This is a genomic window from Haloarcula quadrata (genome assembly GCF_003634715.1).
Lineage (GTDB): Archaea > Halobacteriota > Halobacteria > Halobacteriales > Haloarculaceae > Haloarcula > Haloarcula marismortui.
Genome location: NZ_RBWW01000001.1, coordinates 1197918 through 1219303, shown reverse-complemented (window position 1 = coordinate 1219303; position 21386 = coordinate 1197918). Strand labels below are relative to the sequence as shown.

The window sequence follows — 21386 nt, the reverse complement described above, 5'->3', positions numbered from 1 at the left end:
CGTAATGAGAGCGAGACCACGTCCCAGAACCCAGAAAGAATGGACACTGACAGCTCCGATATGACCGCTGCTCGGTCCAGCGGCGGCCTCCAGTTGACGCTCGAACTGGAGCATCCTGACTGCTGGATGCGGGAAGTGACGGCGGCCACTGCGGCCAGACTGCTGGTTAACGCTGCGTACTTAGTCGACGGGAAGGTCAAGGCCCACGTCGTCGCATACGCTGAGTCGGCAGCCGCGGTCAAGGCGCTCGTTGCGGCGACCCGAGCGTCGGACCACACTCATGCAGTCACGGAAATGGATACCCGCCGTAGTTTCGGCGGGATATCAGCACCGGTAAACAAAGCGACGCGGACGCTCCTCGTCGAATACGGCCCCGAAGAGAGCATCCACGACGCGCTGGTCTCACACGGGTTCATGAATCAGGAGCCGATCCGAATCCGCGACGGAACCGAGTACTGGACAGTCGCTATCGACGAATCGCGAGCGACGATACAGGAGAAACTCGACGCCGTGTGCGCACAGAAGGACGCGACGATAACCGTCACACAGATCACGTCGGCGACCACCGGTAGCAGGGAGCGGGACGGACTGGCTGTCCGGCAACTTTCCGACAGGCAGCGGGAAGTGTTCGAACTAGCCCGCAAACGCGGCTATTACGACTACCCGAGAGCGGTAAGCGGAAGTGAGCTAGCCGACGAACTCGGTATCGCGAAGACGACGTTTCACGAACATCTCCGGAAAGTCGAGGCCACGCTTCTCGGTCCCAGCGGCACTGACCGAGACTGATGGCAGTAGAGCCGCGCAGGCCGTACGTTGATTCGGCATGTCTGTGGTCACAGAATCGGCGTCACACAGCTGCTCCTCGCTTGTGACGACAGGCGCGACTGAACGCTACTGTACCCCGAGTTCCGACTCCAGTTCATCGACAACGTCCTGCAGCATCGATGCGAGTTCATCGTTCGGCGGCAGCCGATACAGCGGGCCGGAGATGTCGAGTGCGCCGAGAACGCCGCCGTGTGGGGCGGTGACCGGCACGCCGACCGACCGAAGCCCCTCGACTGCCTCCTGGTCGTTCACCGAGTACCCGCGCTCTTCCGTGCGGGCGATGTCTTCCAGAAGCGTTTCTCGGTCGGTGACCGTGTACTCGGTCTCAGCGGGCAGTCCCCACCGGTCGAGAATCTCGTTGACTCGGGTCTCCGGCAACGCGGCGAGGATCGCCTTCCCGACTGCCGAGTTGTGCAGGTAGTAGTACCGGCCCACCTGGAACCCTTTCGACGGGACGTTAGCGACGACGTTGAACAGCGTTATCGCACGCCCGTACTCTTCGATGGCAAACGTGACCTCCTCACCACAGCTATCGGCGAGTTCGTGTGTTTTGCGACGGGCGACCTCGTACCACTCGTTCCGGGTTCGAGCGCCTTCCCCGAGGTGGAACAGTTTCATGCCGAGTCGGTACTGCTCGCCTCGTTTGACCAGATACTCCTGGTCTAGAAGTGTCTTGAGGTGGACGTGAATGGTGCTCGTCGAGAGGTCCAGCCGGTCCGCAAGCTCACTCATTCGAGCCTCCCCCAGCTCGTTTACCGCATCGATGATTGCGAGGGAGGTTTCGGTCGTCTGGAGACGACGACCGCTAGAGCTATCCATACTACTGTGAACTTGATACCGGTATAAAAAAGTCCGGTCATAGTGGAACAGATTCGGTGAATATTATTCCAGAATATGATGTCTATTGAGTGTCTGATTACCATAGGTTATATTTTGCAGAAATGTGCATGAAATTAGTATCCGTCCCTTCAATTTGGGCTATATACAGGGTCGATACGTCTCCCAAAATCCAGTAGAAGTGGACTTTTATATATTTACAGCGCTCGTGACGAGATGAGACTTTACCAGAGGCGGCTCCGATGATTTGTTACCGGTGAGTTAGCTATTATCATGAACTTTTGCGTGTGTATCTGACGAGGCACAGAATGTATGTCAGACACGGATAGTGGCGATGGGACAGAGATCGAAGAGATCTCCGGCCCGGATGTCGAAGCAATCGAGTTCTACGGCGGACGGTGGATGAGTGTCATTCCCATAGGGTTGTTTATTCTGTGGGCGATTGTCCAGAGTGGCCTGTTCGGTATCGGGGATACGACTGGACTCGTCGCGGGAATGCTCGTGGCGCTCATCGTCGGGATGTTCTTCGCCAAAGGGGACTGGAAGAACTACGCGAACACCATCTTCGATGGGATGACGAAGCGAGTCGCCGCGACGGCGGTCGTCGCGTGGCTCTGGGCAGGGATGTTCTCGAACACGCTCCAGGCAGGCGGCTTCGTCGGCGGGCTCGTCTGGGCAGCGAACGCGGCCGACGTCGGGGGCGCGCTGTTCCCGGCCGCCACGTTCATCCTCGCAGCGTTGTTCACGACCGGTATCGGAACCGGCTACGGCGCAGCAGTCGCCTTCTCGGCGCTGTTCTTCCCGGCTGGTATCCTGCTCGGTGCGAACCCGGTGTTGCTGTTCGGGGCAATTCTCTCCGGGGCCGTCTTCGGGGACAACCTCGCGCCAGTCAGCGATACGACGATCGTGAGCGCGGTGACCCAAGACGCTGATATTGGCGGCGTCGTCGCCTCGCGGTTCAAATACGCCGTTGTTGCGGCGGTACTGGCGCTTGCGGCGTACGTCTTCGCCGGAAACGCGATGAGCGGGCTGAACATCTCCCAGCAAGCACAGGACCTGTTCGTTCAGAATAGCGAACCAGCCGGACTGCTGCATCTCATTTCCATGCTCGTCGTCATCGTGACGGCAGTCATGGGCCGACACATTGTCGAAGCGATCTCGTGGGGACTCATCGTTGCGGTTGTCTTCAACGTCGTCTTCGGTCTCGCACCGCTGAGTGACGTGTTGCTGTTCAAGGTTCCCGAAACGTCAGCAGCCGCGAGCTGGGCCGGCGGACTACCAATCGCGGAAGTCGTTGCGGCAGAGAACGCCGGCGTCACCGGCTCTATTTACAACGGTGCAGCCGGCTTCTTCCCGCTAATCGTGCTCGTGTTGCTCATCGTCGCCGGGTCAGAGATTATGATCCGCGGCGGTGGCTTCGAAGCGATACAGGAATGGCTGCTTGAAAACGTCGCAACGGGCGTCCGAAAGGCCGAGACGACGATGGTGGTCGGCACCGCCCTCGTCAACTCGATGATCACGATCAACACGGCGGCAGAAATCGCGATTGCGCCGTACATCGCCCGCATCGGCCAGCGGTACAATATCAACAGCTACCGCCGGGCGAACATCCTCGACGCGAACACCTCGGCACTCGGATACATCTTCCCGTGGGGCGGTGGCGTCCTCATCGGCTTCGCGACGCTACAGGGTCTCCCGGGACAGTACGAGTGGTTCACCAGTGCGATGATTGTCAACCCCGTGCAGGTGTGGCCGTACGTCTTCCACGGCTGGTTCCTGTTCGGCGTATTCCTCGTTTCCGCGCTGACCGGCTTCGGGCTCGAGTACACCACTGACCGCAAATCCAAGGATGTGACCCGTCTATGAGTATGTTCAGCAAGTTCCTCACCGGGATGTCCTTCAGGTCGACCACGCCGACGTTCGAGGCGGGCGAAGAGATAGAAGTGTACGTCACCGAACTCGACGAGGAATCCGGCGAGTTGGTCGCACAGGTCGGCGAGACTCGCCTTCACTTCGAAAACGGCGAGGCAGATATCGTTGGCTGTCGTGTGCTCGCGAAGGTCGAATCGTTCGACGACGGCGAGCACCGCGGCCGTGTCACTCACAGAAAGACGCTGTCTCAAGGGTCGTTCTAGGAGTGCCACAGAGAGCCGAGCAGCCACTGAATCAGTATCGCGCGGTCAAATAAACCGATATAATACATTCACAACACTATGAGCAATTCACTATATTCCACAGCACGACAGGACAACCAGACGACTATCGTCCCCAGCACGGACATCGAAGCGACCGTCCAGATGGCGGACCTCGTTCCGGCCATCGAGGCCGCGTTCGCCGCATACGAAAACGACACGGCGCAGATGCCGCCGAAGTCCTACATCGACCTGCCACAGCACAACGGTGACTTCCGGTCGATGCCGGCCTACCTCGAAACGGACGACTGGGAAGCGTCGGGCATCAAGTGGGTGAACGTGCACCCGGACAACCCCGACGAGTTCGACCTGCCGACCGTGATGGGGACGCTCGTGTACACGGACCCCGAGAGCGGCTTCCCGCTTGCGGTGATGGACGCGACGACACTGACCATGAAGCGAACCGGTGCGGCCGCCGCCGTGGCGACGGACCACCTCGCCGTCGAGGACGCGACCTCGCTCGGCATCATCGGCGCTGGCGTCCAGTCCTACACGCAACTGGAGGCCATTTCCCAGGTGCGACCGATAGAGTCCGTCATCGTCAGCGACCTCGACGACGACCGTGTCCAGCGGTTCATCGACACCTTCGGCGACGAGTTCGACGTCCGAGCAGGCACGATTTCGGAGGCCGCCCAGTGTGACGTCCTGTCGACGGTCACGCCGGTCGAAGACCCCATCGTCACGCTTGAGGACCTCGGGGAGCACACCCACGTCAACGCCATGGGTGCCGACGCCGAGGGGAAGCAGGAACTCCACACGGAGGTCATCCGCGAGGCGACGCTCGTCATCGACGACTTCGAGCAGACGACCCACTCCGGCGAGATAAACGTCCCCTGGAGCACGGGCGATATCGACGAATCGGATATCGACGCCGAACTCGGCGAAATCGTCGTCGGGAGCGCGCCGGGTCGTGAGGACCTGTCCGGGAACACCGTCTTCGACTCGACCGGCCTCGCGATTCAGGACATCGCTGCCGCACGCATCGTGTACGAATCGCTGGGTGACGACAGCGGCCACCGCCTCGAAATGGTGTAACTCCGGCGACCGACATCGTCGCTTCGTCGTTCACTCATCGCTATCGAGTCGGGCATATGTAGATGTGGCACGCAGTTGTGGCCCGGAACGATTTATATGTGCCATACGACGAGGAGGTATGCGACGCGTCATCATCGACACGGACACCGCGGGCGACGACACACAGGCGATTCTCCTTTCCTGTCTCAGTGACCGAGTTACCGTCGAAGCTATCACGGTCGTCGCCGGCAACGTGCCCTTCGACAGAGAGGTCGAGAACGCGAAGCACACGCTCGAACTCGCCGATTCCCTCGACGTGCCCGTCTACGAAGGGGCGAGACAGCCGCTTCTCAAGGAGTTCGAACACGCGACGTACATTCACGGCGAGGACGGCCTCGGCGGGGACCGATTTCCGGAGACAGATATCGAATCGGCGGCAGGGTTTGGCCCCGACGAGATTGTCGACCGCTGTCGGGCGGCCCCGGGTGAAATCACGCTGCTCTGCATCGGCCCGCTGACCAATCTGGCGCTGGCGTACGCCCGCGAGCCTGAACTTCCGGAGCTTGTCGATGAGGTGTGGGTGATGGGCGGGAACGTCAACTGTGAGGGGAACGTCACTCCTGCCGCGGAATTCAATCTGTGGGTCGACCCCGACGCTGCCAAACGCGTGTTCAACGCCTTCGAGGTGACGCTCGTCGACTGGGGCGTGTGTCTTCGAGACGCAGTGTTTGGCTCCTCCGAGTTCGAGGCGGTGTCGGCGTTCGACACTGAACTGGCGTCGTTCTTCGAATCGGTAACCGAGCAGGCCCGGGCGTTCAACAGCGAGGGCCCCGATGACCCCGGATGGACGGCACTCCCGGACAGCGTCACCGCCGCGCTGCTGGCGTATCCGGAACTCCGCGAGGCGGTGTCGACGTACCACGTCGCGGTGGACGACCGCGACGGGCTCACCCGCGGGTACACCAGCGTCGACGTCAACGGCGTGACCGACGGGGAGCCGAACACGCACGTCGTGGAGTCCGTCGACAGCGATGCCTTCCAGTCCGTCATGTACTCGCTGCTCCAGTCCCGGGACCCTGACAGCGGCATCGCCGAGTGAGTCAGGAGCGGCGTCGAACACGATAGGAGCAAGATGTGTGTCGTAATTGCCGCTGTGGGAGACCTGTGGCGCCAGTCCTGTTGTCGCGTGCTGTCCCTGGTTTTTACTGGGGCCGGCGGGATGTCAGGGTATGACGCTCACAGACCGACTCGACCAGTATCTCCGGACAGCGGGACTCGAAGCCGTCTGGTTCGCCCGACCGAACTCCTTCGCATGGCTCACAGGGGGAGGCGACAATGTCGTCGACCGGGAGGGTGACATCGGCGTCGCCGCCGCGGGCTACGACGGCGACGGCGTACGGGTCGTCGCCAATAACATCGAAGCGCCGCGGCTCCGTGACGAGGAACTCGACGGCGATGTGACCGTTGCGACGTTCGACTGGCACGCGGAGTCACTGGCCGAGGCTGTTGCTGATGCGAGTCCGGCCCCGGCGGCGGCTGATTTCGATGTCCCCGGCTTCGAGTCAGTCGACGCCACACAACTCCGACAGCCGCTGACCGAGACCCAGATGAAGCAGTGCCGTGACCTCGCGCGAGACACGGCTGAAGCAGTCGAGGCTGTCGCGCGGAAAGTCGAACCCTCGCATACCGAACTCGATGTGACCGCGGTGCTTCGACAGAAGCTCGAAGGCCGGGGCATCGCCACGCCCGTCGTGCTCGTTGGCAGCGCCGAGCGGGCGCAATCATACCGCCATTACACCTCGACTGACACTGAACTCGGCGACTACGCGCTCATATCGGTGACCGTCCAGCGAGACGGGCTCCACGTCAGCACCACCCGGGCAGTCGCGTTCGACCCGCCGGAGTGGCTCATGGAGCGAACCCACAAGGCCGCCCGCGTCGAGACCACTGCGCTGGCCGCGACACAGGTGGTCGGTCAGGGTGGCGGCACAGCGGGCGACGTGTTCGACGCGATTCAGGACGCCTACGCCGCGGTCGGCTGGGAGGGTGAGTGGCAGAACCATCATCAGGGCGGCGCAACGGGCTTCGCCGGCCGTGAGTGGATCGCCACGCCTGGACATGAGGGCGAGGTCGCGTTGCCACATGGGTACGCCTGGAACCCGACCATCGACGGGACAAAGAGCGAAGACACGTATCTCGTCTCCGACGACGACATCGAACTGCTGTCCGGGACCGGCGACTGGCCGACTGAGACGGTTTCGGCGGTCGGCTACGACCTCGAACTGCCGCGACACACGGTGCTAGAGTTGTAGCGGTACTGGGTCCCCCATTGCCCGGCAAGGGTAAGCAGTTTACAACGGGTGTTGTATGAACCCGTGGATTTAAGCGACGTGTCAGGCTACCCCTGTGTATGACCGCAGCGCGCGCCTGGTGGAAGGAAGCAGTCGTCTACCAGATCTATCCCCGGAGCTTCAACGACAGCGACGGCGATGGCGTCGGCGACTTGCAGGGCATCATCGAGCGCCTGGATTACGTCGCCGACCTCGGCGTCGATGTCATCTGGCTCAACCCGGTGTATGACTCTCCCCAGAAGGACAACGGCTACGACATCAGCGATTATCAGACCATCTACGACGAGTTCGGGACGATGGCCGACTGGGAAGCGCTGGTTGAAGAGGTCCACAACCGGGATATGCGGCTCGTCATGGACCTCGTCGTCAATCACACGTCGGACCAGCACGAGTGGTTTCGGAAATCCCGCCAGCGCGACCCGGAGTATGAGGACTATTACATCTGGCGCGAGGGCGGGACAGATGAAGACGGCGACCCCGTGCCGCCGAACAACTGGGAGTCCTTCTTCGGGGGCTCCGCGTGGGAGTACGACGAGGAGCGCAGCGAGTACTTCCTCCACCTGTACGACACCTCACAGCCGGACCTGAACTGGCGCAACGATTCGGTCCGGACGGACATCTTCGACACCATCGAGTGGTGGCTGGAGAAGGGCATCGACGGCTTCCGGATGGATGTCATCAACCTTCTGTCGAAAGTCGAGGGGCTGCCCGACGGCGACCCGGACAGCGAGTGGGTCGGCGCTGAGCATTTCATCGACGGCCCGGAGATGCTGTCGTACCTGACGGCGTTAGACGAGGAAGTGCTATCGAACTATGACGTGATGACCGTCGGGGAGATGCCACAGCTCACCGTCGAATCGGCTCTCGAGTACGCCGACACAGACGGCCCGCTGGACATGGCGTTTCACTTCCAGCACACGAAACTCGATTACGCTGACGGCGAGCGGTGGTCTGTCGGTGACTGGAGCCTGCCGGAACTGAAGCGTATCATCGGCCGCTGGCAGGACGGGCTGGCGGCGGACGGCTGGAACACGCTGTACTGGGAGAACCACGACCAGCCGCGGAGCGTTTCCCGCTACGGCGACCCCGAGAACTATCGCCGGGAATCCGCAAAGCTACTCGGAACGTTCATCCTCACGCTCCGTGGCACGCCATACATCTATCAGGGGCAGGAACTCGGGATGACGAACGCCGACTGGGAGACGATGGACGACCTCCGCGACGTGGACGCGATCAACCACGCGCGAGAGTTACTCGACCGAGACGGGGTCGAGGAGTACGATGACGTGAAAGATATCGTCGGCTACCGGACCCGCGACAACGCTCGAACGCCAATGCAATGGGACGACTCGAAAAACGCCGGGTTCACCGACGGCGACCCCTGGATTCAGGTCAATCCGAACTACAGAGAGATCAACGCTGCCGACCAGCAAGCCGATGTGGATTCCGTCTACAGCTACTACCAGCGGCTCATCCAGTTGCGCGCCGACAGGGACGTGCTGGTGTACGGGGACTACACCGACCTGCTCCCCGACCACGAAACTGTCTTCGCCTTCACACGGTCGTTGTCGGCGGACTCGGGAACCGAGCGAATCCTCGTCGTCTTGCATTTCGACGACGCAACGGAGACCCTCGACCTCCCGGTTGAGTACGCCGATGCGACGCTGCTCGAGGGCAACTACGACTGTGACGACACGGACCCGGGAACGGTGACGCTCGCGCCGTACGAGGCTCGCGTCTACGAGCTATTCGACTGAGCACGTCCTCCCTCGCCTACTCCCAGCGTAACGGTCGTCACGAGGCACAGATTGAAGACTCGCCCGTTCCAGCACGTGATATGTATCTCGCTGACGAGACCTGGCCGGACCTCGACGACTATTTCGAGACGGAGTCGCTCGCGCTCGTCCCGCTCGGATCGACCGAACAACACGGGCCGCACCTCCCGCTGGCGACCGACCACCTCATCGGGGAAGCCTTCGCCCGGGAAGCCGCCGACAGGACTGGCTACCTCTGCACCCCGACGATCAACGTCGGCGTGAGTCCCCATCACAGGCAGTTCAACGGGACGATGTGGGTCGACGCGCCGGTGTTTCGTGACTACGTCGAATCGTTCACTCGGAATCTGGCGTACCACGGCATCGACCGGGTCATCTACGTGAACGCCCACGGTGGGAATATCGAGCACCTCCGGGAGGTCGGCCGCCGGCTCCGGGACGATGAAGTGCTGTACGCTATCGAGTGGATGTGGGACGAGAGCATCCCGGACCTCGTGGACGACCTGTTCGAGCAGAACGGACCACACGGCGGGCCGAAAGAGACAGCCATGATTCAACACCTGCGCTCCGAACTGGTTCACGACGACCGCCTCGAAGACGCACGGGACGGCGGGATTCCGAGCGTCGAGGCGGCAGAGACAAACAAATACGGCTCACGGACCTTCTACGACGCCGCCGATAACACCGACAACGGCGTTCTGGGCGACCAGACGGACGCGACGGCCGAGAAGGGCGCGGAGATGTTCGAGGCCGCGACTGAACAGCTTGTCAGGCTCTGTGAGTGGCTGGACGCGCAGGCGTTCGACGACCTCCTGCCGGAGCCACACGTCTAAGCCTGACGCCGTGGGAGCGAGTCCACCCGCTCACTTGGCAGGTGGCTTTTTGCGACGGGCGGATGTACGATGGGTATGGCCCTCCTCCTGTTTCCCGGTATGCCCGGCGCTATCGAACTGGGCATTCTCCTCGTCATGATGGGACTGTTTCTCGTCGTTCCCCTCGCACTCATTGTCGCCGCGTACCTGTTCGGGAAGCGCCGCGGCAGAGCCGAAGTGAGCGACCGAGCCGAATCCTGACCAATCGCCAGACGGCGGCCAATCGGCGCGTTACGGCCCTCTCGCCGCGAATCGACTCGTTTATCGGTCCCACCCTATGAGGGTGATGTGTGTCCCCACCGAGTCCCCATCCGGAGTCGCTTCGTAGCCGAGCGTTCGAAATAACGGTCGATGACGGACGAGAGACCTTCAACGCGCTCAGTATCGAGCACGCCGACTGTGAGACGGAGTGGATTATCTCCGACACAGTGTGTGCGCTCGAAAATATGCGGTAACTGTACGCTGTTGTGTTGTGGCGCTACGGTAGCGAACCGTACTGCGTCGGACCGCTGACCCGCTGTGACCGCACAGACGCTCTTCTTGTGCTTCACTCCGCAGAGAGCCGTCGCCAGACTGGCATGAACACACCGTAGAACGAGCCAAAGAACAGGACAACAGCAACGATAGCTAATTCGCGCCCCTCCACGCCGAAGACATCATACAGGGTTCGGAGAACGATGATAACCCCGAGTCCCCAGATAGCGAATGCCGTTTGCTCTTTCCAAGACATCCCCCCCTACGGAACACACGCTGTCTCCACAACAGACGGTATCAAACCCTGTGGTTCAAATACGATGGCGGAATGCCGCGTAGAAAGCAGTGCCACACGGCCCATGTCGTCAGACGGACCACTGCTAGACCAGATGATGTGGCCATGTCCGGCCAGACAAAAGTCCGCTACCCAGATTACTCCGTCGGAACAGGACCGGTCCCGAGGACATCTCGGACTGCACTCTCGAACTCCTGGCGGTCGGAGAAATACGGCACGTCGACGTCCTCAAGCACCGTTGCCAGTTCCTGCGGGCCGTCGGGCGTCCGAACCGTCGTGTCACCCTCGCGGTCGACGATAGTGCTGTGTTCGATGCCCCAGGTGAGCCGGGCCGAGACGCGGGCGAGTGGCGCACCGGTAACGTCGGGTCCGTCGCCGAGTTCGACAGCCGGCTCCTCCGCGTCCTCGCTTTCGTCGTCGCTCATACCCGAACAGTGCCCGTGGGTCCGATTAGTGCTTTCGGAACGGCTCGCGTATCTGTCGGACTGCGTACGCGCGTGCCCGCGTCATGCATCTGTCTGACGGGTAGTTTTATCGGATGTAGCAGTAGTGTACTGCATGACTAGTCTCACCGACGTGTACGAAGGGGAGGTTGGACGCGTCGCCTCGCGTCGCCAGCAACTCGTCGGGACGGCTCTGTTTCTCGTTGGTGTTGCCGGACTCGTCGGGGCAATCGCACTCGCAACAACCGCCGTCGGAAACAGATACGGGCTGGACGCTTACGCAGCCAGGCGAGTCGCCGGCATCATCGCCGGGCTCGGGCTGCCGTCGGTTATTCTCGGCGTGTTCGCGGTATTGCCGGCCAGTCGTCGAATCCGGTTGACTGCGCTCGGCGGAACAGGTGTCGCGGCGGGCGGCGTCGGCCTGTTCCAGTCGCTGTACCCCTACAGCTGGACCAGCAGCGACCCGCTGCTGGCACTGCTTACCGGCGTCGTCTACTTCGCTGGTATCGTAACGACGTTCTGGTGCCTGTTCGCGTCGCTTGCGACGTTCAAGACGCGAAACGACCCCGGTGGGACGGCACGCATGGAGGTGACCGAGGAAGGAACGATTCGCCTCGTCGAAGAAGCCCGAACGCTCCCGGGGCTGGGCGGCATCGGATTTTTCGGACAGGACCCGGACGGCACAGTCGAGACGCAGACGAATCGGCCGGGGACGGGTACCGAGGGCGCTGTCAGCGACGGCGGGACCGGACAGCGCTCGAACGATACACGCAGGGCCAACAGCCGCCGTCGGCAACCGACGGGGGACACGCAGTCTGACCGCAGCACGCGGTCCAATCGACAGTCGGGCAGCGGTACAGCGACGGAGCGACAGTCGGGCCGTCAGGCGAACACTCGTTCGAGCACCGGTCAGCAAACCACCGCCTCAAGTGGAGCAGACCAGACCGGCCCCTCCGAGAACACACTCGACCCGAGAATAGCTGAGGCAGGCCCGGAAGCAACGCCGTCGGCTGACGGCGGTACGGCGACGACGGGACGCGATGCGATTACCGAGACGGCGGTCCATCAGGGCGAACCAGACACATACTGCGGGAACTGCCGGCATTTCGAGTATGTGATGCAGGACGGCGACATCGAGCCGTACTGTTCGTTCCACGGCGAAGTCATGGACGACATGGAAGCCTGCTCGGCGTGGGTTCGAAACGACTGAGACGGTTGACACGCCGATTTTATTGTTCGTTCCACACTACACGGCAACACGGAGAGAGAACGGCCCGGGCGAAACCGGGTGTTTAACACGGTCGGCAAGCAAACGGTGGTACTACAATGGAGTTTTGCGACGAATGCGGTTCGATGATGAAAACGGACGACGAGCGCTGGGTCTGTGGTAGCTGCGGCTACGAAAAGGCTCGAAACGCCGAGGCCGAACAGGAGATGGCCGTCACCACGCAGGGCCAGGAGGAGTCGGAAGTCGTCGACACCTCCGAGGTCGATGCCGAAGACATGGGGCCGACGACGGGCGCTCGCTGTCCCGAATGTGGCAACGAGCGGGCCTTCTACGAGATGAAGCAGATCCGCGCGGCCGACGAGTCCGAGACTCGGTTTTTCACCTGCACCGAGTGCGAACACAAGTGGCGAGAGGACGACCACTGAGGCCAGCCCGTGCCCACTGACCCCGCGTACCCGGACGTACCCGCTGACCAGTTACGCGATGGCGGCTGGGAGCTCGTCGACGAGAGCGTCGAAACAGTCTTTCAATTACCGACAGCCCGCGTCGAGGGGGCGACGAAGGTGTACGATGCTGCCGAGACGCGTGAGGCCGTCCGGGACGCAATCGGGCTTGACCACCAGTGGCGGTTCTTTTTCGCGACCGCACTATCGTTTACCCCGCCGCTTGCGCCGGGCATCGGGCCGGCGATGATTCTCCCGACAGTCCGCTCAGAGGCCCAGTCAGCCTTCGCCGATGAACTGGCCGACAGGGGGTTCGAGTCCATCGAGCGCGGGCGGAGAGAACGAGTCCGCGTGGACAGCGGCGACCGAGCGCGGCTCCGGACCTACAGCGCCGAACTCGATCTCGAAGCGATCGACGCGACGCTGTCGATTACCGGCTGGGTTGGCGTCTGGCACGGCGACGGGTTCCGTATCGCCGCTGGGGCGTATCCCGACCGGTCGCTGGCGACCCTTTTGAGTGTGGAAAGTCCGCCTGAACCGCTCCGGCGGACGCCGTCGGACTACCGGGCCGAACTGCTTTCCCTCATTCGCGCCGTGGCGTAATCGCCAGGAGCGCGCCGTCGAGGAACAACTGAATCGGCCCGAGACCGAGTCGGTTTGCAAGCGAACTCGGAACGGCGTCCGCGCCGAGGCGGGCAACGGGCGCTCCGCGAACGCGGATTTCAGCCGTCAGTCCAGCAGCGGCCAGCGCCGCGGCGGCGTCCCGTCCTCCGACCAGTCGATCCCGCCAGAGATCGAGCGCCGCCCCGAACGACGGGAAGTCGACGGCGACGAGGTCGTCGTATCCGCGGACGGTGAACGCGACCCCGTCCCGCTCGACGGTCAGGTCGGCGTCGACGAGGAGGTCCGGCTTTCGCTCGATCAGGTCGAACAGATCACCGACCGCCTTCGTCGTGGTGACCACTGTCAGTCGTTGTCGCGTGTCGTGATAGTCAGCGTGCCGTCGACCCGCCAGCGAGCGTGCTCGGCGTCCTCGCCGGCCTTGCTCGGGACATCGACTTCCATGTCGTCGAAGTCGTACGTTATTTCGGCATTGCGGCCAGTCAGGCGGTCGTAGAGCCCGATTGCGAGGTCTGGCCAGGTTGTCGTCTCCATCGGCGTCTCTGATTCGCTCATGCAGTATACCATACGCACTTCTACATGTTTAAAGTCGACCCCAACAACAGGGGGTGAGCAGACCGACGGAGGCCGTCAGGGCCGCCGCGCGAATGTCAGGTATCCGGTGTGACCGACGCCACCGGTCGATGGGCGGGAGCCGCGGTCGTCGAAGTCCATCTCCCGCTGGATGGTGTCAAGCGTTTCGACGCCGTCGAGGCCGACCTCGGTGGCCGTTGCGACGACTTCGCGCGTGTTCTCCACGAACGGGGAGTACACCGCCAGCGACCCGCCGCGGTCCAGCAGCGTAGGCGTTCGCTCAACCACGGTCGGTGCGTCTTCGGTGTCGAGTGTCAGCACGTCAAAGCCCGAGAGGTCGTCGAGGTCGTCCGTAATGTCACCGGTCCGGACCTCGACGGTATCAGCGACGCCGGCGATCTCCATGTTCTGGCGCGCTACCTCGGCGAACTCTGGGTCCTGCTCGTAAGTAACCACGTCAGCGCCGATACGGCCCATGTACGCGCTGAGGATGCCGGTCCCGGTCCCGGCATCGAGGACACGGTCCGCAGCGGCTACCCCGGTCTTGCCGACGACCAGCCCCACGTCGCGGGGCATCATCGGCGCGCCGGTGCGTTCGAGGTGGGTAAACAGGTCCGGGCCGCGGAGTCGACGGACGGTAAAGCCGGTCCCCAGATGCGTCTCGACGACATCGCCCGGTTCCACGTCTTCGGGCACTTCCAGAATGCCGAGGTCGGATTCGAACCGCTCGCCGGGGTCCAGCAGGTACTCGCGGTCTTCGTGGACGAAGAGGTACGCCACGTTACTCCAGTTCGTCGACCGCGTCCGCGAGGTCGCCGTCGTTGGCTTCGAGCGCCTCTCGCGCGGTGTCTTCGTCAACGCCGGCCCGCATCGCGACGAGTTCGACGTCGTCCTCGTCAACGCCGGCGTCGCTGCCGCTCTCGTCGGCGTCGTCGGCCGCGGCCGAGCCTTCGCCGGAGCCGAGTTCGCGGCTCTCAGGCTCGCCGACGACCTGATACGTTTTCTGGCCCTGGGCTTCCATGAGCTGGACCTCCGCGTCGTCGAAGACGAGTTCCTCGTCAGGTGTGCGGATAATTACTTCCTGCGCATCGATGTCCTCCATGTCGATGCCCATCTGTTCCATCATCTGCTTCATCTTGCGCGGGTTCATCCCGCCGCCTCCGCCAAACATACGTAGGACTGGCGGGGCAGGGCAGAAAAGCGTAGCGACCCGGACTCGGACCGACGTTTGTCGCGGGACAGGCCCGTCGACCGGACGAAACCGGCACACACCCACGGCTTCGTAACGATTCTAAGGCTCGCCCGTGCATCTCCGCCGTGTCACTGCTGTCGATCTTCGCCACGGCGATCCTCCCGGTCGTCGCCGTCGCTGCGGCGGGCTTCGCGCTCGGCCGACTGCAAGGCACCGACCCCGACGCGCTCAACACCATCACGGTGTACGTCCTCGCACCGGCGCTCGTCGTCCACAGCCTGACCACGTCCTCGCTGGCCGGTGACACGATTCTGAGCGTCGTCCTCGCCGTCGTGTTGTTCACCGCCGCAATGGTCCTCATCGCAGAGGGTGTCGGTCGCCTCACGGGCCACTCGGAACCCTTGCTGGGCGCGTTTGTCCTCGTGTCTATCTTTCCCAACACCGGGAACTACGGCATTCCACTGGCGGATTTCGCCTTCGGTGCGACGGGGCGGAGCACGGCCGTCCTCGTGACCGCACTGCAGGGCGTGTTGCTCTACACCGTCGGCATCTACATCGCCGCGCGGGGCAGCGGCGGCAGCCCGCTGGCGGATATGCGTCGCGTGTTCGGTGTGCCGCTCATCTACGCCGTCGTCGTGGCGCTGGCACTCCGGTGGGTCGGCGCAGTACCGCCGACGGAGTCGACAGTGATGCAGACGCTGGAACTGCTTGGCAACGCGTCGATTCCAGTGATGTTGCTCATCCTCGGGATTCAACTCTCGAACGTCGACGGGAACAGCGACTTCCAGTCCGTCGGTATCGCCAGCGCATTGAAACTCCTGCTCGCGCCAGTGTTCGCGTTCGCCGCAGTGCTCGCAGTCGGGTTCCAGAACCAGACGGTCGCGCGGGTCGTCGTGCTACTGCTGGCGACGCCGACCGGCGTGACGACCATCATCCTCGTTGGCGCGTTCAGCCATGGGACAGGGGACCAGTCGCCGAGCGAACTCGTCAGTGCAACGGTGTTCCTGACGACCATCGCAAGTGCCGTAACGGTCACGCTGCTAGTGTGGCTACTGCAGTCGGGACTGGTGCTGTGACTACTCTTCCCAGTATATTCTGATCTCGTCAGCGGTAATATCGACAAAGTGATTCGAGCCGCTGCTGACCGCGAACCGACCGATATTCCGTTCGATAGTCCGGCTGGGACCGCCAGCGACCGCGACGGTAATCGTGTATGTTCCGGTCGCACCGATGGTCGGGTCATACTCGACGGACTCGCCGGCAACCAGCGTCTCCGTCTCATCGAGCACCGTCGCTTCGTCCCGTGTGATGGTGAGTGTGACAGTCTGTTCACTGTCCGTGTCGTTGTCGATGATAAACAGGATCGGGTCGTCGGGGGCGGGCGTTACTGTCGGTGTCGGCGTGTCCTGCGGTGTTTCGGTCACGGGTGCTGTCGACTGTTCCGCTGGCGTCGCTGTGGCTGTCGGTGTCGTCGAGCCGTTCGTCGCCGTGTCGTCACCGGGCGCAACACAGCCGGCGACTGTGGAGAGCGCGAGCGCGGCGAGGAGGGTGCGGCGGCGCATATCGCTCGTCCCGACGGGAGCAGGAAATGCTTTTTGTCATACGGGATGGTGTCGAGCAGGGCCGGAGAGTCCCAACCCCGGGGTCGGCACGTACCGGGCGGTCACGACGCCACTCCGTCTCAGTCCTCTGCACCCTGCCGGACTTTCACGGCCATCCCCGTCTCGAAGTCGTCCATGCCGCTGCCGGGCAGTTCCGCGCGGCCGACGGCGAGCAGATAGCCGTCTTCGTGGACGACGAGGGCTTCGTCGCCCGGACGGAGGGCGCTGTCGGCGGACTGCACAAACTTCGCGAAGGCGTTGCGGCCCTCGCGGATGAACGGCTCGCTCTCGTCGCCAACGACCACGCGGTGTCGCGGCCCGTCGAATGCATCAAGGAGCTGGTTCCCGCCGGCGAGTCCGAGCCGAAAGCGCCCGTCGTCGCCGTACGTAGCGATCCGGCCATCCGTGGCATGGACCTGCCGCGGACGGCCGGAGCTGGTGTGTGTTACGTCGAGGGTATCGGGACCTGCGAACAGCGCCGTCCCGCCGCCACCGCCGAACTGGTAGTCGGCTGCACGCCGGAGCCCGCGGAACTCATCGTCACTCATTGCCCGTGTTCGATGCCGGGTGATAAACCGCCTTTCGGTTCCGTCCGTGCCACTATCCAGTGGAATCCGAAACGAAATGTGTGCCAGACCGTGGCTGCCCGAACCACGGCCGACAGAAATTGTGTGGCGATGTTGAGTGCCACTCCCCCCGGTCCGTTCCGAATCAGCGGTCCGGCCCTCTGGGTGACAGACTCGAACCGGAATGCCAGTGGTTCGCTCCGTCACTCGCCCCGGCCCGAGTGTGCGGGGCGTGTGCCTCTGTATCCAATCCGTGTCGGAGGTCCGACGACGATGCCTGGAACTGCAGTGGGTCTCTATCTCGCGCCTGGTCCGTGACGAGCAGCCGCGAGGGTGTACCGACACGCCTCAACACGTGGCAACATGCTGTCGCTATGACCCAACTGGTCGGGGGCACTACGAGGGGATGTATGTACTGCTTCAGTTGTGCAGGTGGGCCCGAAATACCGTGCTGCCGAGCTGGAGCGGTGGCGTTTCGCAGGAGAAATATGGGTATTGCTGTCCTGTCCCATACTTTCCTCCATCGGTTTTGGGGAAATTTATACCGGATGACTTCTTAGGGATTGGTGATATGGCTACAGACACGCGAAAAGTAATGCTGGGCGCTCTGCTGCTGGCGATCAGCAGCGTGCTCATCCTTGGTACAGGGGCAATCGACATCGGCATCCCGGCCGCTGCCGGAGCGCTGGCTGCGCTGGGGCTGGCCGCCGGAGCGCTCCTCGTTGGAACGTCAGAAGACGGTCGCCCGGTCTAACCGCCGAGAGAACCTTTTCCTTCGACAGCAACCCAAACACCGTAGCTGTAGGCCCGTCGAACCGCAGAAAACCGCGGGAGAATGTCGGTTACGTGGGTGAACAGCAGTGGACAGAGCGGCGGAGCGACCGCCCAGACACTGATTCGGCTACAGCAGGAACCGGTCGGAGTCGTCGCTCATGTCGATAAATCCATCAACGGCCGCTTTGAGGTCTTCGGAGGACGACTCCTCGAATCCCATCGCTTCGACGCGACAGCCCTCGTGGCGGAGATATCGACACACGCGAGCGAAATCCCCGTCGCCGGTACAGAGCACTACTGTATCGACGTGATTCGCCAGCGAGACGGCGTCGAGGCTCATCCCGACATCCCAGTCGGCTTTCTTCGACCCGTCCTGAAACGTCTTGATGTCCTTGATGCGTGTCTCGAAGCCAATGTCGACGAGCGCTTCGAAAAACGACTCTTCTTCGGGCGAGTCCGCTCGGATGACGTAGGCGATAGCACGGGTCAGTTCGCGGCCGTCAACGGCCTCTTCCAGTAGTGCCTCGTAGTCGATGTTCCGCGAGTAAAGACTCCGGGCAGTGTGATAGAGGTTTTGCGCGTCGGCCAGTACGGCCACGCGCTGTCCCGGCTGGGAAACTGTCATATCAGGTATTGGCTATCGGCCCGAATATGCTTTCGGGATACAAACGTGAAACAGCGGGGTAATTATGCCCCAACTAACCAGTTGTTGTCGGTTCAGCAGTTCTATCCGTGCAGAGAATATATCAATACAGCAACCGGACATCCGGGCAGTGCAGCCGGACGATTTATTAAATCAGCCGTCTGTCAGTATGTGTAATGACAATTCAGCGAATGTTATTTCGTGAGCCAGACGGACGGCAGAAGGGGCTCCGTTTCTCACTCTTCTCGTTCATCTGCATCCTTGGGTGGGTGTATTTCGGTATTGTACTCGACGGCCCTCACAACATGCTCTTTTTGGGTATCGCGTTTGCGTTCTCTGGGTTCGCGGAATTCCTGCCCCCGAATCGACGACGTTCAGCGGGAGTCCTGCGAATGCTCGGCCTCGGGACGCTCGTTGTCTTCGTTATTCTCCTCATCTCGGTTCCAGAATCAATCTGGGGCTGAGCGCGAGGAAATGGGTTTGACCAATATGCACGTCTACTGACCGGTTGTTTCAGGCAGTACTCAGCTTTACAGGTGCAGTCGCGCCGTCCCCGATTCGATAGCGCTTCGAACACACTGTGAACGGCGACCGCAAGAACACAAAAGCTAAGTCGGTCACACGCAGTTACTCGACCATGCGACGACGCCGTCAGTCCGGAACCGCTTCATGGCTCCCCGGTGAGGGCGTCGTCCGCGCAAAGCGCAAGCCGACGTTTTAGCGACTCGTGGCGGACGTGGCGACTCCGTCTCGGGTCAGGTCGTTTGACACACAACAGCCGGCGGTATCGGCCGGCTACCGCACCGTTTCCGACTGGACAACCGAACCCACAGCGACACCAGACACACAGCAATGACAGCGATTGACTTCCACGGCGTGTTCCCAGCGATGTGCACGCCATTCCATCAAGACGGCAGTATTGACTTCGAAACACTCAGAGACGACGCCCAGCGGCTCGAATCCGCCGGCGTGGACGGACTCGTGCCTGTCGGCTCGACCGGCGAATCGGCGACGCTCTCCCACGACGAACACATCGAGGTTGTCGAGGCGGTCATCGACGCCGTCGACGACGTGCCAGTCATCGCCGGCTCAGGGTCGAACAACACCAAGGAAGCACTGGAGCTATCGCGGCGCTCCGCCGAGGCCGGCGCTGATGCCCTGTTGCTCATCTCGCCGTACTACAACAAGCCCGAACAGCAGGGGTTTATCGACCACTACACGACCCTAGCCGACGCTGTCGACCTGCCACAGATCGTCTACAACGTCCCCTCGCGGACGGGCCAGAACATCGAGCCGGACACGGCGGCCGAACTCGCGTCGCACCCGAACATCCGCGCATACAAGGCCGCGAGCGGCGACATGAACCAGATTTCCGAGATCATCGAGCGCACACGAGACGAGGACTTCGCGGTGCTGTCCGGTGACGACGGGATGACGCTACCGATGCTGTCAGTCGGTGGAACTGGTTGTATCTCTGTCTCGGCCAACATCGAACCGGAGCGCACCTGCGCCATGGTCGGGGCGGCGCTGTCTGGCGACTTCGAGCGAGCGCAAGCGATTCATCACGAACTCGGGCCGCTGTTCCGCGCGATGTTCGTCGAGACCAACCCCATTCCGGTCAAGGAGGCGATGCGAATCCGGGACTACGGCCCAGCACACCTCCGCTCGCCACTGACCCGCCTGTCCGACGAACACCTCGACCACCTGCGTGACGTGCTCGCCACGCTCGAAACCGAAGACCTCGAAGACGAGTACGCGGAGGCCGAGCGATGACGCGAGTGGCGGTCAACGGCGTCACCGGCCAGATGGGCGGGGCCGTCATCGAGGCCGCCACCGACAGCGAGGTCGTGGTCGGCTTCGCGACCAGCGACACGGATACGGTTGACGACGTCCCGGTCGTCCACCCGGCCGAGGCCGCCGCTGCGCTCCGGGAGTACGACGTGGACGTTGTGGTCGATTTCGCCGTCCCTAATGGTGCGCTGACCGTCGCCGAGGCCTGCGTCGAGGCGGGCGTCCCGATGGTTGTCGGAACCACCGGCTTCGACGAGGACGGGCTGGCCCGCCTGCAAGACGCCAGCGAGGAGATTCCGCTGCTGAAAGCCACGAATTTCTCACAGGGGATTCAGGTCCTCCAGCGTCTCATCAGCGAGGCCGTCGGCACGCTCGACGACTACGACCTCGAACTCATGGAGACTCACCACAACCGCAAAGTCGACGCCCCGTCGGGAACGGCCAGCAGCATCCTCGACGTAATTCAGGAAGAGCGCGACGTGGAACCAGTGTACGGCCGCGAAGGGCACGCCCCGCGTGAAGACGACGAAATCGGCGTGTTCGCTCGCCGGGCCGGCGACGTTCGCGGGGAGCATGAACTCGTACTGGCCGGCAATGACGAAGTCCTCTCGCTCTCCCACCGAGCCGAGGACCGCGGCGTGTTCGCCGCCGGCGCACTCGATGCGGCGGCGTGGCTCGTCGGCCGCGACAGCGGATGGTACGAGTTCGGCGACGTGGTCGACGCGTAGAACCGCGAGAAATACATACCTGATTATACGTCCTTGTATACTTCGGCCAATATTAGAATCAGCCTTATACGTCTCTCTACGCAACGAATTTGTATGGCAACAAAGCAATCTGTCCAACTCCCCGCGTCCGATTGCCCCCACTGTGCGG

The 21386-nt window shown here is 62.5% G+C and carries 28 protein-coding genes; 18 read left to right on the top strand and 10 right to left on the bottom strand.

What is annotated here, in order from left to right:
• Window positions 1-39 precede the first annotated feature (39 nt).
• Window positions 40-786 (top strand): helix-turn-helix domain-containing protein, encoded by a 747-nt coding sequence (locus tag BDK61_RS06255; protein ID WP_004962889.1) that lies wholly within the window; start codon window positions 40-42, stop codon window positions 784-786.
• A 105-nt stretch (window positions 787-891) separates the two neighbouring features.
• Here the strand turns inward: BDK61_RS06255 and BDK61_RS06250 are convergent, their stop codons facing one another.
• The gene (locus BDK61_RS06250) at window positions 892-1644 is read right to left on the bottom strand and encodes an IclR family transcriptional regulator (RefSeq protein ID WP_004962892.1); all 753 of its coding nucleotides are present in this window, start codon (window positions 1642-1644) and stop codon (window positions 892-894) included.
• Between the two features lie 330 nt (window positions 1645-1974).
• Between BDK61_RS06250 and BDK61_RS06245 the strand changes: the two genes are divergently transcribed.
• From BDK61_RS06245 to BDK61_RS23280, 9 genes are all read left to right on the top strand, one after another.
• Window positions 1975-3528, top strand: a complete 1554-nt coding sequence (locus BDK61_RS06245; protein WP_004962895.1) for a Na+/H+ antiporter NhaC family protein — start codon at window positions 1975-1977, stop codon at window positions 3526-3528.
• Complete coding sequence (locus BDK61_RS06240) at window positions 3525-3797, top strand: DUF7513 family protein (protein ID WP_004962897.1); 273 nt, start codon at window positions 3525-3527, stop codon at window positions 3795-3797. Before BDK61_RS06245 ends, BDK61_RS06240 begins: the two co-directional genes overlap by 4 nt.
• Before the next feature lie 78 nt (window positions 3798-3875).
• Window positions 3876-4889, top strand: a complete 1014-nt coding sequence (locus tag BDK61_RS06235) for an ornithine cyclodeaminase family protein (RefSeq protein WP_121302684.1) — start codon at window positions 3876-3878, stop codon at window positions 4887-4889.
• A 118-nt stretch (window positions 4890-5007) separates the two neighbouring features.
• Window positions 5008-5967 (top strand): nucleoside hydrolase, encoded by a 960-nt coding sequence (locus BDK61_RS06230; RefSeq protein ID WP_121302682.1) that lies wholly within the window; start codon window positions 5008-5010, stop codon window positions 5965-5967.
• A gap of 130 nt (window positions 5968-6097) precedes the next feature.
• Complete coding sequence (locus tag BDK61_RS06225) at window positions 6098-7180, top strand: M24 family metallopeptidase (RefSeq protein WP_121302680.1); 1083 nt, start codon at window positions 6098-6100, stop codon at window positions 7178-7180.
• 98 nt (window positions 7181-7278) lie between these two features.
• The gene (locus BDK61_RS06220; RefSeq protein ID WP_121302678.1) at window positions 7279-8976 is read left to right on the top strand and encodes a glycoside hydrolase family 13 protein; all 1698 of its coding nucleotides are present in this window, start codon (window positions 7279-7281) and stop codon (window positions 8974-8976) included.
• An 80-nt stretch (window positions 8977-9056) separates the two neighbouring features.
• On the top strand, window positions 9057-9827 hold the full coding sequence (locus BDK61_RS06215; RefSeq protein WP_004962915.1) for a creatininase family protein: 771 nt from the start codon (window positions 9057-9059) through the stop codon (window positions 9825-9827).
• A gap of 75 nt (window positions 9828-9902) precedes the next feature.
• Complete coding sequence (locus BDK61_RS23285; protein WP_167467343.1) at window positions 9903-10067, top strand: hypothetical protein; 165 nt, start codon at window positions 9903-9905, stop codon at window positions 10065-10067.
• A gap of 89 nt (window positions 10068-10156) precedes the next feature.
• Window positions 10157-10321: a hypothetical protein gene (locus BDK61_RS23280; protein WP_004962921.1), complete on the top strand. Its 165-nt coding sequence runs from the start codon at window positions 10157-10159 to the stop codon at window positions 10319-10321.
• 92 nt (window positions 10322-10413) lie between these two features.
• Here BDK61_RS23280 and BDK61_RS06210 read toward each other — a convergent pair whose 3' ends face one another.
• Window positions 10414-10596 carry a hypothetical protein gene (locus tag BDK61_RS06210; RefSeq protein ID WP_007188330.1) on the bottom strand — a complete coding sequence of 61 codons (183 nt, stop codon included), beginning with the start codon at window positions 10594-10596 and terminating at the stop codon, window positions 10414-10416.
• 176 nt (window positions 10597-10772) lie between these two features.
• Window positions 10773-11060: a DUF5789 family protein gene (locus BDK61_RS06205; RefSeq protein ID WP_121302676.1), complete on the bottom strand. Its 288-nt coding sequence runs from the start codon at window positions 11058-11060 to the stop codon at window positions 10773-10775.
• Window positions 11061-11193: 133 nt separating this feature from the next.
• Here BDK61_RS06205 and BDK61_RS06200 point away from each other — a divergent pair, with 133 nt between their 5' ends.
• From BDK61_RS06200 to BDK61_RS06190, 3 genes are all read left to right on the top strand, one after another.
• Window positions 11194-12288 carry a DUF7139 domain-containing protein gene (locus BDK61_RS06200; protein ID WP_121302674.1) on the top strand — a complete coding sequence of 365 codons (1095 nt, stop codon included), beginning with the start codon at window positions 11194-11196 and terminating at the stop codon, window positions 12286-12288.
• A gap of 116 nt (window positions 12289-12404) precedes the next feature.
• Window positions 12405-12731, top strand: a complete 327-nt coding sequence (locus BDK61_RS06195) for a transcription factor S (protein WP_011222897.1) — start codon at window positions 12405-12407, stop codon at window positions 12729-12731.
• A 9-nt stretch (window positions 12732-12740) separates the two neighbouring features.
• Entirely contained in the window at window positions 12741-13352 is a 612-nt protein-coding gene (locus BDK61_RS06190; RefSeq protein WP_121302672.1) for a hypothetical protein, read from the top strand.
• Here the strand turns inward: BDK61_RS06190 and BDK61_RS06185 are convergent.
• The 4 genes from BDK61_RS06185 to BDK61_RS06170 form a co-directional block, all read right to left on the bottom strand.
• Window positions 13333-13713, bottom strand: coding sequence for a hypothetical protein (locus BDK61_RS06185; RefSeq protein ID WP_121302670.1), 381 nt, complete (start codon window positions 13711-13713; stop codon window positions 13333-13335). The two genes, BDK61_RS06190 and BDK61_RS06185, sit on opposite strands and share 20 nt — an antisense overlap.
• Window positions 13714-13715: 2 nt before the next feature.
• The gene (locus BDK61_RS06180; RefSeq protein ID WP_004962941.1) at window positions 13716-13925 is read right to left on the bottom strand and encodes a hypothetical protein; all 210 of its coding nucleotides are present in this window, start codon (window positions 13923-13925) and stop codon (window positions 13716-13718) included.
• Between the two features lie 75 nt (window positions 13926-14000).
• Window positions 14001-14723, bottom strand: coding sequence for a methyltransferase domain-containing protein (locus BDK61_RS06175; RefSeq protein WP_004962944.1), 723 nt, complete (start codon window positions 14721-14723; stop codon window positions 14001-14003).
• Between the two features lies 1 nt (window position 14724).
• On the bottom strand, window positions 14725-15114 hold the full coding sequence (locus BDK61_RS06170; RefSeq protein WP_007188327.1) for a nascent polypeptide-associated complex protein: 390 nt from the start codon (window positions 15112-15114) through the stop codon (window positions 14725-14727).
• Window positions 15115-15260: 146 nt separating this feature from the next.
• On the opposite strand from BDK61_RS06170, the gene BDK61_RS06165 reads away from it, so the two are divergent.
• Window positions 15261-16211, top strand: a complete 951-nt coding sequence (locus BDK61_RS06165; RefSeq protein ID WP_121302668.1) for an AEC family transporter — start codon at window positions 15261-15263, stop codon at window positions 16209-16211.
• On the opposite strand, the gene BDK61_RS06160 is transcribed toward BDK61_RS06165, so the two are convergent.
• Together BDK61_RS06160 and BDK61_RS06155 are read right to left on the bottom strand one after the other, a co-directional pair.
• Window positions 16212-16697, bottom strand: coding sequence for a hypothetical protein (locus BDK61_RS06160; RefSeq protein ID WP_121302666.1), 486 nt, complete (start codon window positions 16695-16697; stop codon window positions 16212-16214). It lies immediately after the preceding gene.
• 119 nt (window positions 16698-16816) lie between these two features.
• The gene (locus BDK61_RS06155) at window positions 16817-17284 is read right to left on the bottom strand and encodes a PUA domain-containing protein (protein WP_121302664.1); all 468 of its coding nucleotides are present in this window, start codon (window positions 17282-17284) and stop codon (window positions 16817-16819) included.
• Between the two features lie 589 nt (window positions 17285-17873).
• Here BDK61_RS06155 and BDK61_RS06150 point away from each other — a divergent pair.
• Window positions 17874-18056 carry a hypothetical protein gene (locus tag BDK61_RS06150; protein ID WP_049919236.1) on the top strand — a complete coding sequence of 61 codons (183 nt, stop codon included), beginning with the start codon at window positions 17874-17876 and terminating at the stop codon, window positions 18054-18056.
• A 147-nt stretch (window positions 18057-18203) separates the two neighbouring features.
• Here BDK61_RS06150 and BDK61_RS06145 read toward each other — a convergent pair whose 3' ends face one another.
• Window positions 18204-18701, bottom strand: a complete 498-nt coding sequence (locus BDK61_RS06145) for a LabA-like NYN domain-containing protein (RefSeq protein ID WP_004516675.1) — start codon at window positions 18699-18701, stop codon at window positions 18204-18206.
• Between the two features lie 194 nt (window positions 18702-18895).
• On the opposite strand from BDK61_RS06145, the gene BDK61_RS06140 reads away from it, so the two are divergent.
• From BDK61_RS06140 to dapB, 3 genes are all read left to right on the top strand, one after another.
• Window positions 18896-19183: a hypothetical protein gene (locus tag BDK61_RS06140; protein ID WP_121302662.1), complete on the top strand. Its 288-nt coding sequence runs from the start codon at window positions 18896-18898 to the stop codon at window positions 19181-19183.
• A 388-nt stretch (window positions 19184-19571) separates the two neighbouring features.
• A complete protein-coding gene (dapA, locus tag BDK61_RS06135) occupies window positions 19572-20492 on the top strand; it encodes a 4-hydroxy-tetrahydrodipicolinate synthase (RefSeq protein ID WP_121302660.1) in 921 nt (306 codons plus the stop codon).
• Window positions 20489-21238 carry a 4-hydroxy-tetrahydrodipicolinate reductase gene (gene dapB / locus BDK61_RS06130; RefSeq protein ID WP_121302659.1) on the top strand — a complete coding sequence of 250 codons (750 nt, stop codon included), beginning with the start codon at window positions 20489-20491 and terminating at the stop codon, window positions 21236-21238. The genes dapA and dapB overlap by 4 nt, the downstream gene beginning before the upstream one ends.
• Window positions 21239-21386 lie beyond the last annotated feature (148 nt).

Coding starts and splice junctions, on each gene's coding strand:
- BDK61_RS06255 (WP_004962889.1), top strand. CDS start 40: ATGGACACTGACAGCTCCGATATGACCGCTGCTCGGTCCAGCGGCGGC.
- BDK61_RS06250 (WP_004962892.1), bottom strand. CDS start 1,644: ATGGATAGCTCTAGCGGTCGTCGTCTCCAGACGACCGAAACCTCCCTC.
- BDK61_RS06245 (WP_004962895.1), top strand. CDS start 1,975: ATGTCAGACACGGATAGTGGCGATGGGACAGAGATCGAAGAGATCTCC.
- BDK61_RS06240 (WP_004962897.1), top strand. CDS start 3,525: ATGAGTATGTTCAGCAAGTTCCTCACCGGGATGTCCTTCAGGTCGACC.
- BDK61_RS06235 (WP_121302684.1), top strand. CDS start 3,876: ATGAGCAATTCACTATATTCCACAGCACGACAGGACAACCAGACGACT.
- BDK61_RS06230 (WP_121302682.1), top strand. CDS start 5,008: ATGCGACGCGTCATCATCGACACGGACACCGCGGGCGACGACACACAG.
- BDK61_RS06225 (WP_121302680.1), top strand. CDS start 6,098: ATGACGCTCACAGACCGACTCGACCAGTATCTCCGGACAGCGGGACTC.
- BDK61_RS06220 (WP_121302678.1), top strand. CDS start 7,279: ATGACCGCAGCGCGCGCCTGGTGGAAGGAAGCAGTCGTCTACCAGATC.
- BDK61_RS06215 (WP_004962915.1), top strand. CDS start 9,057: ATGTATCTCGCTGACGAGACCTGGCCGGACCTCGACGACTATTTCGAG.
- BDK61_RS23285 (WP_167467343.1), top strand. CDS start 9,903: ATGGCCCTCCTCCTGTTTCCCGGTATGCCCGGCGCTATCGAACTGGGC.
- BDK61_RS06210 (WP_007188330.1), bottom strand. CDS start 10,596: ATGTCTTGGAAAGAGCAAACGGCATTCGCTATCTGGGGACTCGGGGTT.
- BDK61_RS06205 (WP_121302676.1), bottom strand. CDS start 11,060: ATGAGCGACGACGAAAGCGAGGACGCGGAGGAGCCGGCTGTCGAACTC.
- BDK61_RS06200 (WP_121302674.1), top strand. CDS start 11,194: ATGACTAGTCTCACCGACGTGTACGAAGGGGAGGTTGGACGCGTCGCC.
- BDK61_RS06195 (WP_011222897.1), top strand. CDS start 12,405: ATGGAGTTTTGCGACGAATGCGGTTCGATGATGAAAACGGACGACGAG.
- BDK61_RS06180 (WP_004962941.1), bottom strand. CDS start 13,925: ATGAGCGAATCAGAGACGCCGATGGAGACGACAACCTGGCCAGACCTC.
- BDK61_RS06170 (WP_007188327.1), bottom strand. CDS start 15,114: ATGTTTGGCGGAGGCGGCGGGATGAACCCGCGCAAGATGAAGCAGATG.
- BDK61_RS06160 (WP_121302666.1), bottom strand. CDS start 16,697: ATGCGCCGCCGCACCCTCCTCGCCGCGCTCGCGCTCTCCACAGTCGCC.
- BDK61_RS06155 (WP_121302664.1), bottom strand. CDS start 17,284: ATGAGTGACGATGAGTTCCGCGGGCTCCGGCGTGCAGCCGACTACCAG.
- BDK61_RS06150 (WP_049919236.1), top strand. CDS start 17,874: ATGGCTACAGACACGCGAAAAGTAATGCTGGGCGCTCTGCTGCTGGCG.
- BDK61_RS06145 (WP_004516675.1), bottom strand. CDS start 18,701: ATGACAGTTTCCCAGCCGGGACAGCGCGTGGCCGTACTGGCCGACGCG.
- BDK61_RS06140 (WP_121302662.1), top strand. CDS start 18,896: ATGACAATTCAGCGAATGTTATTTCGTGAGCCAGACGGACGGCAGAAG.
- dapA (WP_121302660.1), top strand. CDS start 19,572: ATGACAGCGATTGACTTCCACGGCGTGTTCCCAGCGATGTGCACGCCA.
- dapB (WP_121302659.1), top strand. CDS start 20,489: ATGACGCGAGTGGCGGTCAACGGCGTCACCGGCCAGATGGGCGGGGCC.